We start from the raw sequence: 14175 nt of genomic DNA on the forward strand, positions 1-14175 counted from the left end.
CATGCGGCCGTCCCGTGCAGCCCGACATCGCGGTCGCCCTGCCGCGCTGCCACCAGCCGATCGCCTTGCGTGCGATGGACAGCCTCCGGTTTGACGGTGCCCACGTCCATCCCGCCCACCCGCCGTCGTACACAGGGATGACCAGGACGGCGTTCACCTCTTCGCGGCGGCGCGGAACGAAAGCAGCAGGATCAGCCCGTCGCCTAGCAGGACCTCGGCCACCTCCGCGCTACACTCCCGAGCAGAATGACCCTGTTTGTTCCTGTATGCCCTAAAAGCCGTCGCCGACACTACCTTGCATAGGGCGCTGAATGACTGCCGTGACGCCGAGCACTGCCCAGGCATCTCTGGTCCGCCGAGGACCAGCGCTGAGCAGCAGGCTCCTGCCGGCGACGGTGGCGGTGACGTTCACGCTGGCACAGCTGGCCCTCGTACGCCCCGGGATGGGGCTCGGCTGGGACGAGACGGTGTACGTCAGCCAGATCAGCGGGCACGCCCCGGCGGCGTTCTTCAGCGCCCCGCGCGCCCGCGGCGTCTCGCTGCTGGTGGCGCCGATCGCGGGCTGGTCGTCGTCGACTCCGCTGCTGCGGGTCTACCTCGCCGTCCTGTCCGGCATCGGGCTGTGGCTGGCCCTGCGCGCCTGGCGCGGTCTGGTCCCCGCGAAGGTGGTCGCCCTGAGCGGCGCCCTGTTCGCCTCGCTGTGGGTGACGCTCTTCTACGGCCCGCAGGCGATGCCCAACTACTGGGTGGCGATCGGGGCGCTGGCCGGTGTCGGCTGTTTCCTCAGCGCCCAGGCGGACCGGACCCGGCGCGCTCCGGTGTGGGGACTCGCGGCAGCCGGGGCGCTGATGGCGTTGATGAGGCCGATGGACGCGGCGTGGGTGGGCCTGCCCATGCTCATGGCAGCGCTCGCCGTCCGCCAGTGGCGGTACGGCCGGCTGCCGCTCGCCCTCGCGGCGGGACTCGCGGTCGGTGCGGCCGCATGGGTGATCGAGGCGTACACCGGTTACGGCGGCCTGGGCCGGCGGCTTCACGACGCCTCGCTCATCCAGGGCGGGCTGAGCTGGAACTTCGCCATCGACGACCAGATGCGCAGTCAGAGCGGGCGCAGTCTGTGCCGGCCGTGCACGGGCGGGATGCCGAATCCGGTGCTGTTCGCCTGGTGGCTCGTCTTTTCCGTGCTGGCCGCGGCCGGGCTGGCAGTGGCGGTCCGGGCACGGCGGGCCGTCGGGGCCACCGCGTTGCCGCTTGCCTGCGCGGCGGCGGCCGCGTTCCCGTACCTGTTCCTGATCGGCTACGCCGCTCCCCGGTTCCTGCTGCCGGCGTACGCCCTGCTGGCGATTCCGGTCGCCTGCGGCCTCGCCTCCCTGGTACGGGCCGCGCGGAGCGCTGCCTGGCGGGCGACTGCGGTGACGCTGGCCGCTGTCGCTCTCGCCGGGCATCTGGTGGTGCAGTTGGCCGTGCTGCACTCACTCGTCGGTCGCGCCACCGAAGGCCACCGCGACTGGGCCAGGACCGCCGGCGCGCTGAACCGCGCGGGGGTCCGGCCGCCGTGCCTGCTCACCGGTGACGAGGCAGCCGCGCCGCACATCCCGATCGCCTTCAGCGCCACCTGCTCGTCCGTCGACACCGACGGCCACAACGGCAACACCACTGTGGCGGCGCTGGTTCGTGAGGCGGGCCGGATCCCGGTAGCGGTGCTCACGACCCGTGCGGTGCCGCCGCCGGCCTTCGCCCGCAGCTGGCGGCTGATCCACGTCCACCGGCAGATCTACGCGTACATCGGCCCGGCCGTCCAGAGGTCCAGCAGGGCCGGGGACGCTTGATCAGGCGGCACCTTCCCCGCACCCGGCACACATGCGCACGGAGGTTGCCGTAGGCCGGGGTGGGTGCGCCGATTCAGGCGTCGGACTTGGGGCGGCTTTCGGGGGCCTGCCGGTCCCGTTCTTCGTTGATGCGCTTGGCCTCGTCGAGCTGGTCTTCGAGGCTGATGATGCGGCAGGCGGCCTCGACGGGGGTGCCCTGGTCGACGAGTTCGCGGGCGCGGGCGGCGAGTCGCAGTTGGTGGCGGGAGTAGCGCCGGTGTCCGCCCGACGAGCGGAGGGGGGTGATGAGGCGGGCTTCTCCGAGGGCGCGGAGGAAGGCGGGGCTGGTTCCTAGTATCTCGGCGGCGCGCCCCATGGTGTAGGCGGGGTAGTCATCGTCGTCGAGACGGCCGAGCGGGTCTTCTTCGGTCATGCACACCTCTGATAGGGAAACGCATCGAGGGGCCCTGGCGCCGAACGGCGCCAGGGCCCGAGGGGGTTTGCAACACCATCTGCCGGCTTACAGATGCCGGCGACTGTTATCCGCACTGCCGCCAGAGACGAGGCGGGGAGTGCGAGGATCGCGGATGTGTGACCGTGTGACCACCTTCCGTTCCGGGGCCTGCGGTACCCGGGCTGTTCACGATCTCGCCCGGGCGATCCTGATGGCGTCTGCTGCCTCCTTCTCATCTACTTGACTGTCGCTGCTTTCTTTCCTGCGGGCAGTTCGTCCTCTGCCACGCCTTCTCGATCTCTTGGCTACGAGTAGAAGACTACGACAGCCCGCCGCGGATGTCTACTTCGGCCGCAACAGATTTTCCAAGCGCGAGGCAGGCGGCTTCCGACAGCTCAGACATACGAAAGATTGCAAGCGCGCAGGCGTCTCAGGTATGAGAGGTGCACGGGTGTGGGGCTTGTCCTCTCACGGCTGCCCGACTGCGAGGGCTCGGCACCCACCGGTTGCCGTTGACGCGCGTGACGTGCGGCGGGCCGGGCAGTAGGTGCCCGGCCCGCCGTGTCGGGGTGTGTGGTCACTGCAGGGTGCGGTGGTCTCGGACGAAGGGGAGGCGGGTCCAGGTGCGGGCCAGGCCCCAGGTGTTCCCGGCGTGGGTGACCGCGAGGGCGACGGCCACGGCCGCGTAGATGACGTGGTAGTCGATCAGCGGGTTCGACGACATGCTCGGTGAGCCGTCCGACAGGTGCTTCGCCGGGGGCCACTCGGCTATCCACATCAGGGCCATCATCACCGTGGTTCCCAGCGCCGCGAGGCGCAGTGCCACGCCGAGGACCAGGGCGAGTCCGATGCCCAGCAGGCCGAGCATGAACAGCCAGTCGGCCCAGGCGTCGCCCGCCCAGGAGTGGAAGGTGCTCTCCAGCGGGCCGACCGCCACGTTGCCGAGGAAGCCCTCGGTGGGCGAGCCGCCGTCGATCCAGGCGCCGCTGCCGGGGGTCGAGTAGCCGAGGCCGAACGCCTTGTCCAGGAAGGCCCAGAGGAAGACGAGACCGGTGACCACCCGGACGGCGGCCAGGACCTGGCCGGCCACCGGGGACGTGGCCCTCTCGCTCGTCACGGCCTCGGGCTGCTGCTGCACTGCCATGGTTGTGCGCTCCCTTTTGCGTGAGTCTCGCTGCCATCCGGTCCGTGCACCTCCAATCTCCCGTTCGGGGCGCCGCCCGCGGGTGGTCTGAGGAGGCCCCCGTACGGGTCCGAAGGTCGCCGGGCCGAAGGGCGCTTCGGCTGCCGGTCCGGGGCGAACGTCCTGGGGTGGCGGGGGACGTTCGGACGAGGTCCGGTGCAGGTGCGCCTGGCGGCGGGTCCCGGGAAGGACCGTCGACCGGTCGTGGCGGGACCACCGGCCCCCCGGTCGTCCCCGGGCGGCACCTGAGGCGTACGGGCGCGGCGCCGGATCCTGGCTTCGGTCCCGTTGCCGCCAGGGGGCCGCGACCGGAGGGAGAGAAGTCGTGATCAACACGAGCACCGGCCTGCTCGGCGCACTGCAACCCGAGAAGCGGGACCGCCTGCTGGAGACCGCCGCGAGCGTGTCGTTCGACGCCGGGCAGCGGATCTTCAACGAGGGCCAGCGCGCCGACCGCTTCTGGATACTGCGCACCGGCTCGGTCACCCTCGACCTGCACGTGCCCGGGCGCCAGGCCGCCACCGTGGAGACCCTCGGCGCCGGCGACCTGCTGGGCTGGTCGTGGCTCTTCCCGCCGTACCAGTGGCACCTGGGGGCGCAGGCCCTGAGCCCGGTGCGGGCCCTGGAGTTCGACGCCCGGGTGGTACGGGCCTTCTGCGAAGCGGATCCCGTCACCGGCCGGGCCGTCGCCGGCCGGGTCGCCCAGATCATCGGGCACCGGCTGCAGTCGGCCCGTACCCGTCTGCTCGACCTGTACGGGCCCTACGGCAGCGGGGCATGGCTCTGACCGTGCCCCACGGCGCGGTGCGGGGACGGCCCGGTCAACCGCCCTCGGGCGCCGGGCCCTGGCCGGGCCCGGCGGCCTCCGCGCCGCGGCCGTGCTCTCCGCGCGTACGCAGGCCGAAGATCGTGGACCGGATGATCTCGACCGTCTCGTCGAGCTCGCGCACGGCGCGCAGCAGCTTCTCCTCTCCCTTCGCGGTGCGCTCCAGGCGGACCGTGCTCTGCAACGTCATCCCGATGGCGAAGAGCCGCTGGATGGCCAGGTCGTGCAGGTCGCGCGCGATCCGCTCGCGGTCCGAGGCCAGCGCCAGCCGCTCGGCGTCGCGGCGCCGGTCGGCCAGTTCCAGGGCCAGCGCCGCCTGCCCGGCGAAGCCCTGCAGCGGCGCGGTCTCCTCGGGGGCGAACGCCGGTTCGCCGGCGGCGCGGGCGAGCAGCAGCACGCCGCGCCGGCCTTCCTCGGTGCCCATCGGCACGGCGACCGCGGGGCCGAGGCCGACGTCCCGCAGGGTGCTGCCGTACAGGCGCGGCTCGCTTCGTACGTCGTCGCTGAGCACGGGCTCGCCGCCGGCGTACGCGAGTCCGGAGAGCGAGTCGTGGACGGGCAGCAGCCTCTCCCGGTGCGCCTCGGCGCCGGGGCCGCGGGCGAGCGCCACCCGCAGCAGCCCGGCTCCGGGTACGGGCAGCGCCACCGATCCCAGCCGCGCGCCGAGTTGTTCCCGGGCCCGTTCGACGATCAGGCCGAGCACGGCCTCTTCCGGTTCGCCGGACAGCAGCGCGGCGGTGACCTCGGCGGAGGCGGCGAGCCACTGCTGCCGCCGGCGGGACTCCTCGTACAGCCGGGCGTTCTCGATGGCCATGCCCGCGGCGGCGGCGAGGGCGGAGAGTACGCTCTCGTCCGCGGCGTCGGACTCGCCGCCGGAATGTGAGGGTTCCCCTCGCATGCAGCGCCATCCCTTCGGCGGAGCCGGTACGGGTCGACGGCGTTGCGCGGGGGCCGGCTTCGCGGCCGTCGGCCCCCCGTCGTCGGTTTTCCCGCAAGGGTCCGTCGCCGCCGCGGCGGGCGCGTAGGGCCGCACGGTACGCGGCGAGGGGACCGTCCGGCTCCCGGGGCCCGGGACGTAGCGGAAGACCCGCGGCCCGGCCCGCCCCGTCCCCGGGTCCACCCGGCCCCTGCCGCCCGCCCCCCGTCCGGGGCGGATAATCGTGCTGCGTTCAGGTACTCACGTACCCGTATGGCAGCGGGCGTGCGACCGATCCTTCGAGGAGACCCATGGCCGACACCCCCGCATTCACCGCGCAGCGTCCGATACGCGTCTTCCTGCTCGACGACCACGAGGTCGTACGCCGCGGGCTGCACGACCTGCTCGACGCGCAGCCGGACATCGAGGTCGTCGGGGACGCCGCCGACGCCGCCGAGGCGCTGGCCCGCGGCCCGGCCCTGCGGCCCGACGTGGCGGTCCTGGACGTGCGGCTGCCCGACGGCGACGGGATCACCGTCTGCCGCGAACTGCGCTCCCGCATGCCCGGGCTGGCCTGCCTGATGCTCACGTCCTTCGACGACGACCAGGCGCTGCTCGACGCCATCCTCGCGGGCGCCTCCGGCTACGTGCTGAAGCAGATACGCGGCGCGGAGATAGTCAACGCCGTACGCACCGTCGCCACCGGCCAGTCGATGCTCGACCCGGCGACCACGACCCGGCTGATGGAAAGCCTGCGCCAGGAGGCCGAGCCCGATCCCGAGGACGCGGCGCTGGCGTCGCTGACCGACCGGGAGCGGGACATCCTCGAGTTCATCGGCGAGGGGCTGACCAACCGGGAGATCGGCAAGCGGCTCTTCCTCGCCGAGAAGACCGTCAAGAACCACATCTCCCGCATGCTGTCCAAGCTCGGCGTCGAACGGCGCATCCAGGCGGCGATGATCGCCAGCCAGGCCAAGTCGGCGGACACGGACGGCAAGCGGCCGGACGGCCGCCGCTGACCCGCCCGGGGCGAGCGGACGGGCGGGCGGGCGGCTGCGCGCGCTGCGCCGCGGGAAGGTTCAGGGCCCGGCGGATCCCCCGGGGTGCCCGGGGAGGGAGCGCCCGGTGAGGGGCACGCGCCACGCCAGCCGGGTGCCGCCGCTCGGCCGGGCGGTGACCTCGAAGGTGCCGCCCAGTTCCGTCGCGCGCTCGCTCAGGTTGGCGAGCCCGCTGCGGCGCGTACCGGGGCCGAGGCCGCGGCCGTTGTCGCTGACCGTGAGCAGCAGCTCCGTGCCGGTTTCGAGGGCGATCTCCGCGGCGGAGGCCCGGGCGTGCTTGCCGATGTTGGACAGCGCCTCGCGCAGCACGGCCAGCAGGTGGACGCCGACCTCCTCCGGTACGGCGGTGTCGACCGGGCCGTCGAAGGTGACGGTGGGCGCGAAGCCGAGGGTGCGGCGGGCGGCGGCGGCCGCGTCGAAGATCCGCGCCCGCAGACTCGTGGCCTGCCGCGGGGCGCGGTGCAGGTCGAAGATCGCGTTGCGCAGCTCCTGGATGGTGGCGTCGAGTTCGCCGACGACTCCCTCGATGCGGTCGACGGCCCGGTCGTGGTCGAGGAGGGCGGCCACGCTCTGCAGGGTCAGGCCGGCGGCGAACACCCGCTGGATGACCATGTCGTGCAGGTCGCGCGCGATCCGCTCGCGGTCGGCCATCACCTCGCGCTCGGCGCGGGCGGCGGCCAGCTCGGACTGCAGGACCAGGCGGCGGCCGATGTCCTGGGCGACGATGGAGTAGCCGGTGACGTCGCCGTCGGCGCCCCGCATGGCGGAGACGGTGACGGACACGTCGACGAGTCCGCCGCCGGCGGCGCGCCAGCGGGTCTCGACCGGCTCTGCGTGCTCCCCCGACGCCGCGCGGGCCAGCGCGTCCTCGAAGGCCGGCAGCGCGCCCTCGGCGAGGAGTCCGTCGGCAGGCCGGCCCACGATCGCGTCGTCATCGTGGCCGAGGAGGCGGGCGGCGCCGGGGTTCCAGGTCAGGATCGTGCGCTGCGGGTCGATGGAGATCACGGCGTCGCCGGAGGAGACGACGATGGCGGCGAGCCGTGCGGCGGCGCCGCGGGCCTCCTCCAGTTCGGTGTGCAGGGCGATGAGGCCGTGGTCGGCGTCGCTCAGCTCGCGGCTCAGCTCGGCGATCTGCCGTCCGGCCTCGGCCAGTTCGGTCTCCCGCCGCTTGAGCGCCTCCTGCGCCTCGGCGAGGGTACGCGGCGGAGGCGTGCTCTTCACCGCGCCGCTCCCGGGCCGCGCGGGCCGCCCCGCTCCCACGGCGCCGCCTCCGTGACGATCAGTACGGTGGCGTCGTCGGCGGGCCGGCCGTGGTCGCGGTGGAGCACGGCGGCGACCAGCGCGGGGTCGTGCCGCAGCAGTTCGCGGTGCTCGGCGAGGTCCCAGCCGCTGCGGATCCCGTCGGAGGCCAGTACGAGGGTGGCGCCCGGCGCCCAGGGAACGCGCTCCACGTGCGGGCCCGGCGGCGCCGGCCGCGTACCGAGGGTGCCGGGCCGGCCGAGGAGCGGGGCGCTTCCGCCGCCGTGCAGGACGCGCCCGGTGACGTTGCCGATGCCGGCGAACGCCAGCGCGCCGTGTTCGGCGTCGATCCGGCACACGCCGAGCACGCCGCCGCGGGTCGCGCGCATCGCCTCGTGCGCGCGGTCCAGGTACGCGGCGGGGTCGGTGACCAACTGCCGGTCGAACTCCTCAAGTGCCGCGCGTGCGGCGGCCGCCGCCGCGGGGCCGTGGCCCAGGCCGTCGACAACGACGGCCTCCACCCTGTCGTCGCCGGGGCGTACCGCCCAGCCGTCGCCTGATTCGGACTCCCCCGCGTACGGGACGTTGACGCCGCCGTGGCGCCAGCGGGAGGGCGCGGGCCGGGAGGTCCGGTCGAGGCGGGCCAGGACGACGGTGCCGGCGCGGGTGCTGTAGCAGTCGAAGTCGCGGGCCAGCCGCCGTACGGCGGGAAGTCCCGCGCCCAGCCCGCCGCCGACGCGGGGCGGCCGCTCGCCCGGTACGGGCACGGAAGCAGGCGCGAGGGCGGGGCCGGGGGCGGGTGAGCCGTACGGCGGCGGGGGCATGCGCTCCGGCGGGATCCCGGGGCCGTGATCGACGGAGATCAGCTCGATGCCGTCGCCGGCCGGGCGGAACAGCACGTAACCGCCGGGGTGTGCGTGGCGCAGCAGGTTGGTGCCCAGCTCGGTCGCGGCCAACTCCGCCTCGCCCGCCCGGAGCCCCGGCCGGCCGGCGGCGAGCCGGGCGACCGCCCGGCGCAGGGCGCCCACGTCCTCCTCGGCGCCGACGGGAAAGCGCCGGTGCGGGGCGCCGGTCACCGCTGCCACTTCTCGATCACCACCGTGGTCCCGGAGCCCGGTGCCGAGGTCAGCGTCAGCTCGTCCACCAGCCGGCGCGCCCCGGGCAGTCCGAGGCCCAGGCCGCCGCCGGTGCTGAACCCGTCGGTGAGCGCGGCGCCGACGTCCTCGATGCCCGGGCCCTCGTCGGTGAACGTCGCGCGGACGCCCCGCCGGCCACCGGCCGCGACCTGCTCCGCGCGCAGCCTGCCGCGGGCGCCGGTGGCGTACTTGAGGATGTTGCGGGCCAGTTCGCTGCCGGCGGTGATGAGCTTGGTCTCGTCCACCAGGCCCAGGCCCGCGCTCCTCGCCTGCGCGCGCAGCGCCTGACGCACCCGTATCAGGTCGCTCTGGTCGGAGATGACGATGTCGTCCGTGTCCGGCACCGCCGTTCCCGGGTCAGCCCGCACGGCGGTCGGCGCGGCGCAGCCGCGCCAGCAGCGCCAGTCCTTGTTCGGCGTTCAGGGCGGTGTCGAGACCGCCCATCGGAACACCGAGTTCCACCAGGGTGATGGCCACCGCCGGCTGGATGCCGACGACCGCCACCTGCGCGCCGAGGAGCCGCACCATGGCCACCATCCGCGTCAGCACCCGTGCGATGAACGAGTCGACCACGCTCAGCCCGCTGACGTCGATCAGCATGCCGCCGGCGCCGGTGCGGGCGACCTCGTTCGTCAGGTGCTCCTCGATCCTGACGACGGTCGTGTCGTCGAGGTCGCCCTGCAGCGAGACCAGCAGGGTGTCGCCGATCTGCATGACCGGCACGGGCCCGCCGGTCACAGGGACCCCCGCAGGGGGTCCGCGGCCGGGGGCGCCGCCTCGTCGCGCTCCCTGAGGAGGGCCAGCGCCAACTGCAGGGCGTCGCGCAGAGTGTTGCGGGAGCGCAGCCGCCCCATGTCGATACCCAGGTGGACCATGGACTGGGCCGTCTCGGGCCGTACGCCGCTCATGATGCTCTCCGTGCCCATCAGCGCGGCGGCCTGGACGGTCCGCAGCAGGTGCTGGGCGACCTGGGTGTCGATGGTCGGTACGCCGCTGATGTCGAGGATCGCCACCTCGGCCTGGGTCTCGGCGATGCGCTCCAGCAGCCCTTCGGTCAGCCGGGCCGCCCGGACGGAGTCGAGTGTGCCGATGAGCGGCAGGGCCAGCACCCGGTCCCACACCTGGATCACCGGGGTCGACAGCTCCATGATCTCGTCGCGCTGCCGCACCAGGCGCTGTTCCGTCTCGCGGCGCTCGGTGACGTCCCGGATCGCCGCGGCGACCAGGACGCCCTCGTCGGTCTCCAGCGGGCTGAGACTGATCTCGACGGGGAACTCGGTGCCGTCGCGGCGCAGCCCCCACAGCTCCAGGCCCACGCCCATCGGGCGGGTGCGGGGGTCGGCGAGGTAGCCGGCGCGGTGCCCGTAGTGGTGCTTGCGGAACCGCGGCGGGACCAGGACCTCGATCTCCTGGCCGATCAGCTCCCCGCCGTCGTACCCGAAGAGGAGGCCGGTCTGCCGGTTGGCGAGCCTGATGCGGCCGTCGGGTCCGATGATGACCATGGCGTCCGGCGCCGACTCCAGCAGACCCCGGAAGAGGGCGTCCGCACGCCGCTGCTCGCTGGCGTCCTTGACCACCTCCGCGAAGCCGCACACGTCGCCGTTCGCGTCCCGGATCACGGTGAGCACCGAACTCGCCCAGTAGCGGGCGCCGTTCCGGCGCTGCCGCCAGCCCTCGGACTCGTACCGTCCGCTCTCCCGCGCGGCGGCCAACGCCTGCTCCGGCCGCCCCGCGTCGCGGTCGTCGGCGGGGTGGAGCAGGGCCGCCGGGCGGCCCAGGGCCTCGTCCTCGGCGTAGCCGTACAGCAGCCGGGCGCCACCGCTCCAGCCGGTGATCCGGCCGTCGGCGTCGAGCCTGACGATGGCGTAGTCGGTGATCGCCTCCAGCAGCGACTCCAGGTCGCGCAGCCGTGCGTTCGGCTCGGGATTCCCCGCCGCGGCCTCCGTCATCTCCGGCCCCCTCCCTACGGGACCGTCGGGCTCCGGTCCGTGTGCCGGATGCTACTCCGACCGGGGTACCGCGGTGCAGGCGACCTGGGAGGGCCCGGCGTTGCCGCGTAGCCCGGTGCCTCAGCGGGCATCCGCGGGCGTGGTGTCCGCCTGGTCGTGGTGGGCGGCGATCGAGGCGAGGGAGTTCCGGACGGCGTCGAGGCGGGCGCGGGCCGCGGCGATACGGGCGGAGAAACGTTCCTGCTCCCGTGCGGCCGCGCACTCGATCCGATGCGCCGCCTGCCACGCCCGATCGCGCAGGTCGGCCGCCTCCTGCCCGGCCCGCTCCAGGAGCACGGCCGCCCGGGCCGCCGCCTCGTCCCGCCGCCGCACCGCCGCGGAGCGGTCCGCCTCGGCGCGGACCTCGGCCGCCGCCAGCCCCTCCTCCACCGCCCGCAGCCGCGCCACGGCTCGCCCCTCCTCCCTCTTCTCCCGCCCGGCCAGCGCGACCTGCTGCCCGGCGACGAACTCCGCCGTCTCCCAGGTGGTGTCCTCCGCCCGCCGCCGGCCCTCCTCCCGCATGGCCGCCGCCTGCAGCCGTGCCTCCCCGACCAGCCGCACGGCCGTCAGCCGCGCCTGGCGGACGTGCTCGCGGGCGGCTTCGTCTGCCGCGGCGCACAACTCCTCCGCGGCTCTGAGCGCCGTACGCCGGCGCTCCTCCCCCGCGACCCGGGCCGCCTCCGTCTGCGACCTGCCGGCCGCGGCGGCCTGCTCCCGCAACCGCCGCGCCTCCACCACGGCGTCGCGGTGGAGGTTCCGCGCCCCCTCGCCGAGCACGTCGTAGGCCGGCGGCCGGGTCGCGAGGGCCTGCTCGCGCAGCTGCGCCAGCCGCCTTGCCCGGCCCGCCAGTTCCTTCTCCAGCTCGACGATCCTTCTGGCAGCGGCCTGTTGCACCGCCACCAGCTCGCCCACGGCGCGGTCGACCTGTTGCGGCACGTAGCCGCGCCCGCGGGTGACCAGCATGAAGTCGCCCGGCTGCATCATCGTGTAGCTCATCAACCTGCCCGTCGGCGTCCACGGCACGGAAGGGTGCACCGGCCCGCACCGGGCGGACCGCTCCGCCGGTCACCCCAACACACCTGGACCCGCCGGACGACCCGTCTCCCGCCCGAGTCACCTGATCAGGTGACTCGGGGCATGAACCCACCGGCGGAGCACCGCCCACGGCTCGTCGGAGCTGGCGATGTATGGCGCCCGTAGCGGCGGAGCGGGCTGGCCGCCGCCCGGTCAGGCAGGCCGGGCCGGGACGGGCCGGCAAGCGATGCACTGGAGCGGGCCGGCCGCAACCAGAACGCGATCCGCGCCGAACCTTTGCGGTGCGGCTCGGCACGGATCGTGCCCAAGGCGCCGGCTGGGGCGCGCGGTGTCAGGCGGCGTAGCCCTTCGGCGGGATGAGGGTCGCCAGCTGGGAGAAGTTGAGCCAGTAGATCTGGTAGCCGTTGAACGAGGCCGAGTCGGCGATCAGCACCGTGTTGTAGTCGGTGTCGTACCCGATCACAGTGAAGTAGTGGTACACGGTCTGATCCGGCGGGTATCCGGGCGGCTGGTTTCCGGGCGGCGCGACGATGTTGGCGACGACGGCGTAGTTGTTGTTGATGTCATCGACAACGTCCGCCCAGAGCTGGTCGATCTGGCTCTGGGTGGGCGGATCATTGGGCATCTCGCGTATGAAGTACTCACCGGCGTCGATGCGGGCGTTGAGTACCGTCGCGATCTGGCTGATGTGGTCGGTACCGCCCTCGTGGGTGCCGAGTTCCATCGCCAAGGTGGCCTGGCTGGGCGGAGCGACCCGGGCCGAGAGGGCACAGCGGGTGGCGGCCGGGCCGCACCAGTAGCCGGTCTCCTGGACCTGGTACTCCACCGAGATGACGTGCTCGCCCTTGGTGTGCACCTCCTTGGTGCGCAGCACCGGGAAGGCGGAGCGCTGCCCGCGCACGACCTCGGTTGCGACCTGAACGCCGTTGGGGTTCGCGGGACGTGGCGGTATCGGTGCCACTTGACCGGGGGCGCTGCGGGCGTGGGCGGTGCCGTTGGACAGCAGGGCGCCCGTGGCGGTGAGTGCGAGCGCGCCGGCGAAAGCTCTTCTCCGCATGAGGTGTCCTCGAATCTGTGGGGGGGGGACATGAGCATGCCACGCACGTCGGGAGCAGGGAAAGGCTCGGGCGCATCGCGCGTAGACTTCGGCGTCCGCACCGTCGGGAACGCGCCACCTCAGGGGCAGTGCCGTCAACGTGCGTGGGCGATCTCCCGGTCCCTCACCGACGACGAGCCGCCCACCTGCCGGCGGCGGCTGTCGAGCGCCTTCGGCGCTGCGCGGCCGAATGCCCCGACGCTGACCGGCGTGCTGGGCTCCTCGCCTGCACCTGCAGGGCGGCCACATCGGCGTTTCACTGTGCCCAACACCGCTATCTCACACGCTGATCACTTCGATCCCGGCGTCGGTGAGGCGAGCGATCATTTCACCGGAGGCGGCTGAGTCGGTCACCAGGACGTCGATGCGGTCCAGGCCGCAGATCCGCGCGAACGCCCGCCGCCCCAGTTTCGAGGAGTCGGAAGCCACGATCACCCGGTGGGCGCGTTCGGCGAACAAGCGGCTGATACTTGCCTCTTCCTCGTGGTGAGTCATCAGTCCCAGATGGGAGTCCACACCGTCGATGCCGAGGATCGCGACATCCAGGGCCACGTCGCTCATCACTCCGTTGGCCAGTGGGCCGACGAGTTCGTACGTCTGGGGGCGCGCGACGCCGCCTGTCAGCACCAACTTGATCTGGGGCCGGACCGCCGCTTCGCTCGCGATGTTCAGGGCATTGGTCACCAGGGTCATGCTTGGCGCCGCCGTGCCCGCGACCTGCTCGGCGCCGTCTCCTGCTGCTCGGATGATCAGTGCGCGTGCCACCTCGGTCGTGGTCGTACCGCCGTTGATGCCGACCACTGCCCCCTGGCCGATCTGATCGGCGACGGCCTCTGCGATACGGCGCTTCTCCGCGGCGTTGTGTACGGACCGGTAGCGGAGCGGCAGTTCGTAGGACACTCCATGGGCGATCGCTCCGCCCCGGGTGCGTACCAGCAACTGCTGCTCAGCCAGCTCGTCGAGGTCCCGGCGGATCGTCGCCGCCGACACCTCCAGCACCGACGCGGCCTCCTCCACCTCGAGCCGGCCGTTCTCGGCCAGGTGCTGCAACAGCCTGCTCCACCGGTCGTGCTTGGACATCACACCGCCCCTTCTCGCGACAGTCCGCCGAGCATCGTAGCCCTGTGCGCAAGTGCACGATCACGCAACGTGGCCCCCTCCCCCGAACCGCCAACGACCCCGTCAGATGGCAGTTCGGGGTGGCATCTGGACGCGAGGCATCGATGGATGCATACTCACGCCACACAGGATGCGCGATACTGCTCTGAGAGAGCCAGATTCAATCAGCTTCAAGCATCCACGCGGAAAGTGTTCCCACGAAGGTGGCGTCAGAGATGCGCAAGAGCACGATCAGGATCCTCACGGTCTGCGCTGTCGGTGCGCTGGGCCTCACGGCATGCGGTGGCGACGGCGGCGAGGGTGACGGTGACGGCGGGGCC

At 73.2% G+C, this 14175-nt stretch carries 14 protein-coding genes; 3 read left to right on the top strand and 11 right to left on the bottom strand.

Features of this window, described 5'->3' with window-relative positions:
* Positions 1–395: 395 nt before the first annotated feature.
* Positions 396–1826 carry a hypothetical protein gene (locus LG396_RS19275; protein WP_308190113.1) on the top strand — a complete coding sequence of 477 codons (1431 nt, stop codon included), beginning with the start codon at positions 396–398 and terminating at the stop codon, positions 1824–1826.
* 73 nt (positions 1827–1899) lie between these two features.
* Here the strand turns inward: LG396_RS19275 and LG396_RS19280 are convergent, their stop codons facing one another.
* Both LG396_RS19280 and LG396_RS19285 read right to left on the bottom strand, forming a co-directional pair.
* Positions 1900–2238, bottom strand: a complete 339-nt coding sequence (locus tag LG396_RS19280; RefSeq protein ID WP_018835254.1) for a MerR family transcriptional regulator — start codon at positions 2236–2238, stop codon at positions 1900–1902.
* 598 nt (positions 2239–2836) lie between these two features.
* Complete coding sequence (locus LG396_RS19285; protein ID WP_225795703.1) at positions 2837–3403, bottom strand: DoxX family membrane protein; 567 nt, start codon at positions 3401–3403, stop codon at positions 2837–2839.
* 364 nt (positions 3404–3767) lie between these two features.
* Here LG396_RS19285 and LG396_RS19290 point away from each other — a divergent pair, with 364 nt between their 5' ends.
* Positions 3768–4229 carry a Crp/Fnr family transcriptional regulator gene (locus tag LG396_RS19290; RefSeq protein ID WP_225795704.1) on the top strand — a complete coding sequence of 154 codons (462 nt, stop codon included), beginning with the start codon at positions 3768–3770 and terminating at the stop codon, positions 4227–4229.
* A gap of 34 nt (positions 4230–4263) precedes the next feature.
* On the opposite strand, the gene LG396_RS19295 is transcribed toward LG396_RS19290, so the two are convergent.
* Positions 4264–5166 (bottom strand): GAF domain-containing protein, encoded by a 903-nt coding sequence (locus tag LG396_RS19295; protein WP_225795705.1) that lies wholly within the window; start codon positions 5164–5166, stop codon positions 4264–4266.
* A gap of 329 nt (positions 5167–5495) precedes the next feature.
* Between LG396_RS19295 and LG396_RS19300 the strand changes: the two genes are divergently transcribed.
* A complete protein-coding gene (locus tag LG396_RS19300; RefSeq protein ID WP_225795706.1) occupies positions 5496–6203 on the top strand; it encodes a response regulator in 708 nt (235 codons plus the stop codon).
* A gap of 60 nt (positions 6204–6263) precedes the next feature.
* On the opposite strand, the gene LG396_RS19305 is transcribed toward LG396_RS19300, so the two are convergent.
* The 8 genes from LG396_RS19305 to LG396_RS19340 all read right to left on the bottom strand — a co-directional run bounded on the left by LG396_RS19305 (position 6264) and on the right by LG396_RS19340 (position 13816).
* Positions 6264–7463 (bottom strand): sensor histidine kinase, encoded by a 1200-nt coding sequence (locus tag LG396_RS19305; protein ID WP_225795707.1) that lies wholly within the window; start codon positions 7461–7463, stop codon positions 6264–6266.
* The gene (locus LG396_RS19310) at positions 7460–8566 is read right to left on the bottom strand and encodes a SpoIIE family protein phosphatase (protein ID WP_225795708.1); all 1107 of its coding nucleotides are present in this window, start codon (positions 8564–8566) and stop codon (positions 7460–7462) included. Before LG396_RS19310 ends, LG396_RS19305 begins: the two co-directional genes overlap by 4 nt.
* A complete protein-coding gene (locus LG396_RS19315) occupies positions 8554–8961 on the bottom strand; it encodes an ATP-binding protein (protein WP_037744202.1) in 408 nt (135 codons plus the stop codon). Before LG396_RS19315 ends, LG396_RS19310 begins: the two co-directional genes overlap by 13 nt.
* Before the next feature lie 13 nt (positions 8962–8974).
* Complete coding sequence (locus LG396_RS19320) at positions 8975–9355, bottom strand: STAS domain-containing protein (protein WP_078572714.1); 381 nt, start codon at positions 9353–9355, stop codon at positions 8975–8977.
* Complete coding sequence (locus LG396_RS19325) at positions 9352–10566, bottom strand: PAS domain S-box protein (protein ID WP_130455057.1); 1215 nt, start codon at positions 10564–10566, stop codon at positions 9352–9354. Before LG396_RS19325 ends, LG396_RS19320 begins: the two co-directional genes overlap by 4 nt.
* 120 nt (positions 10567–10686) lie before the next feature.
* Positions 10687–11601 (bottom strand): hypothetical protein, encoded by a 915-nt coding sequence (locus LG396_RS19330; protein WP_225795709.1) that lies wholly within the window; start codon positions 11599–11601, stop codon positions 10687–10689.
* 370 nt (positions 11602–11971) lie between these two features.
* Positions 11972–12697, bottom strand: coding sequence for a C39 family peptidase (locus tag LG396_RS19335; RefSeq protein WP_225795710.1), 726 nt, complete (start codon positions 12695–12697; stop codon positions 11972–11974).
* Positions 12698–13015: 318 nt separating this feature from the next.
* Complete coding sequence (locus tag LG396_RS19340; RefSeq protein ID WP_037744760.1) at positions 13016–13816, bottom strand: DeoR/GlpR family DNA-binding transcription regulator; 801 nt, start codon at positions 13814–13816, stop codon at positions 13016–13018.
* Positions 13817–14175 lie beyond the last annotated feature (359 nt).

Origin of the sequence: Streptomyces aculeolatus, assembly GCF_020400605.1 — a bacterium.
GTDB lineage: Bacteria > Actinomycetota > Actinomycetes > Streptomycetales > Streptomycetaceae > Streptomyces > Streptomyces aculeolatus.

Excerpts from the sequence above, each read along its gene's own strand:
- LG396_RS19280 (WP_018835254.1), bottom strand. The coding sequence starts at position 2,238 with ATGACCGAAGAAGACCCGCTCGGCCGTCTCGACGACGATGACTACCCC.
- LG396_RS19285 (WP_225795703.1), bottom strand. The coding sequence starts at position 3,403 with ATGGCAGTGCAGCAGCAGCCCGAGGCCGTGACGAGCGAGAGGGCCACG.
- LG396_RS19295 (WP_225795705.1), bottom strand. The coding sequence starts at position 5,166 with ATGCGAGGGGAACCCTCACATTCCGGCGGCGAGTCCGACGCCGCGGAC.
- LG396_RS19300 (WP_225795706.1), top strand. The coding sequence starts at position 5,496 with ATGGCCGACACCCCCGCATTCACCGCGCAGCGTCCGATACGCGTCTTC.
- LG396_RS19325 (WP_130455057.1), bottom strand. The coding sequence starts at position 10,566 with ATGACGGAGGCCGCGGCGGGGAATCCCGAGCCGAACGCACGGCTGCGC.
- LG396_RS19330 (WP_225795709.1), bottom strand. The coding sequence starts at position 11,601 with ATGAGCTACACGATGATGCAGCCGGGCGACTTCATGCTGGTCACCCGC.
- LG396_RS19335 (WP_225795710.1), bottom strand. The coding sequence starts at position 12,697 with ATGCGGAGAAGAGCTTTCGCCGGCGCGCTCGCACTCACCGCCACGGGC.
- LG396_RS19340 (WP_037744760.1), bottom strand. The coding sequence starts at position 13,816 with ATGTCCAAGCACGACCGGTGGAGCAGGCTGTTGCAGCACCTGGCCGAG.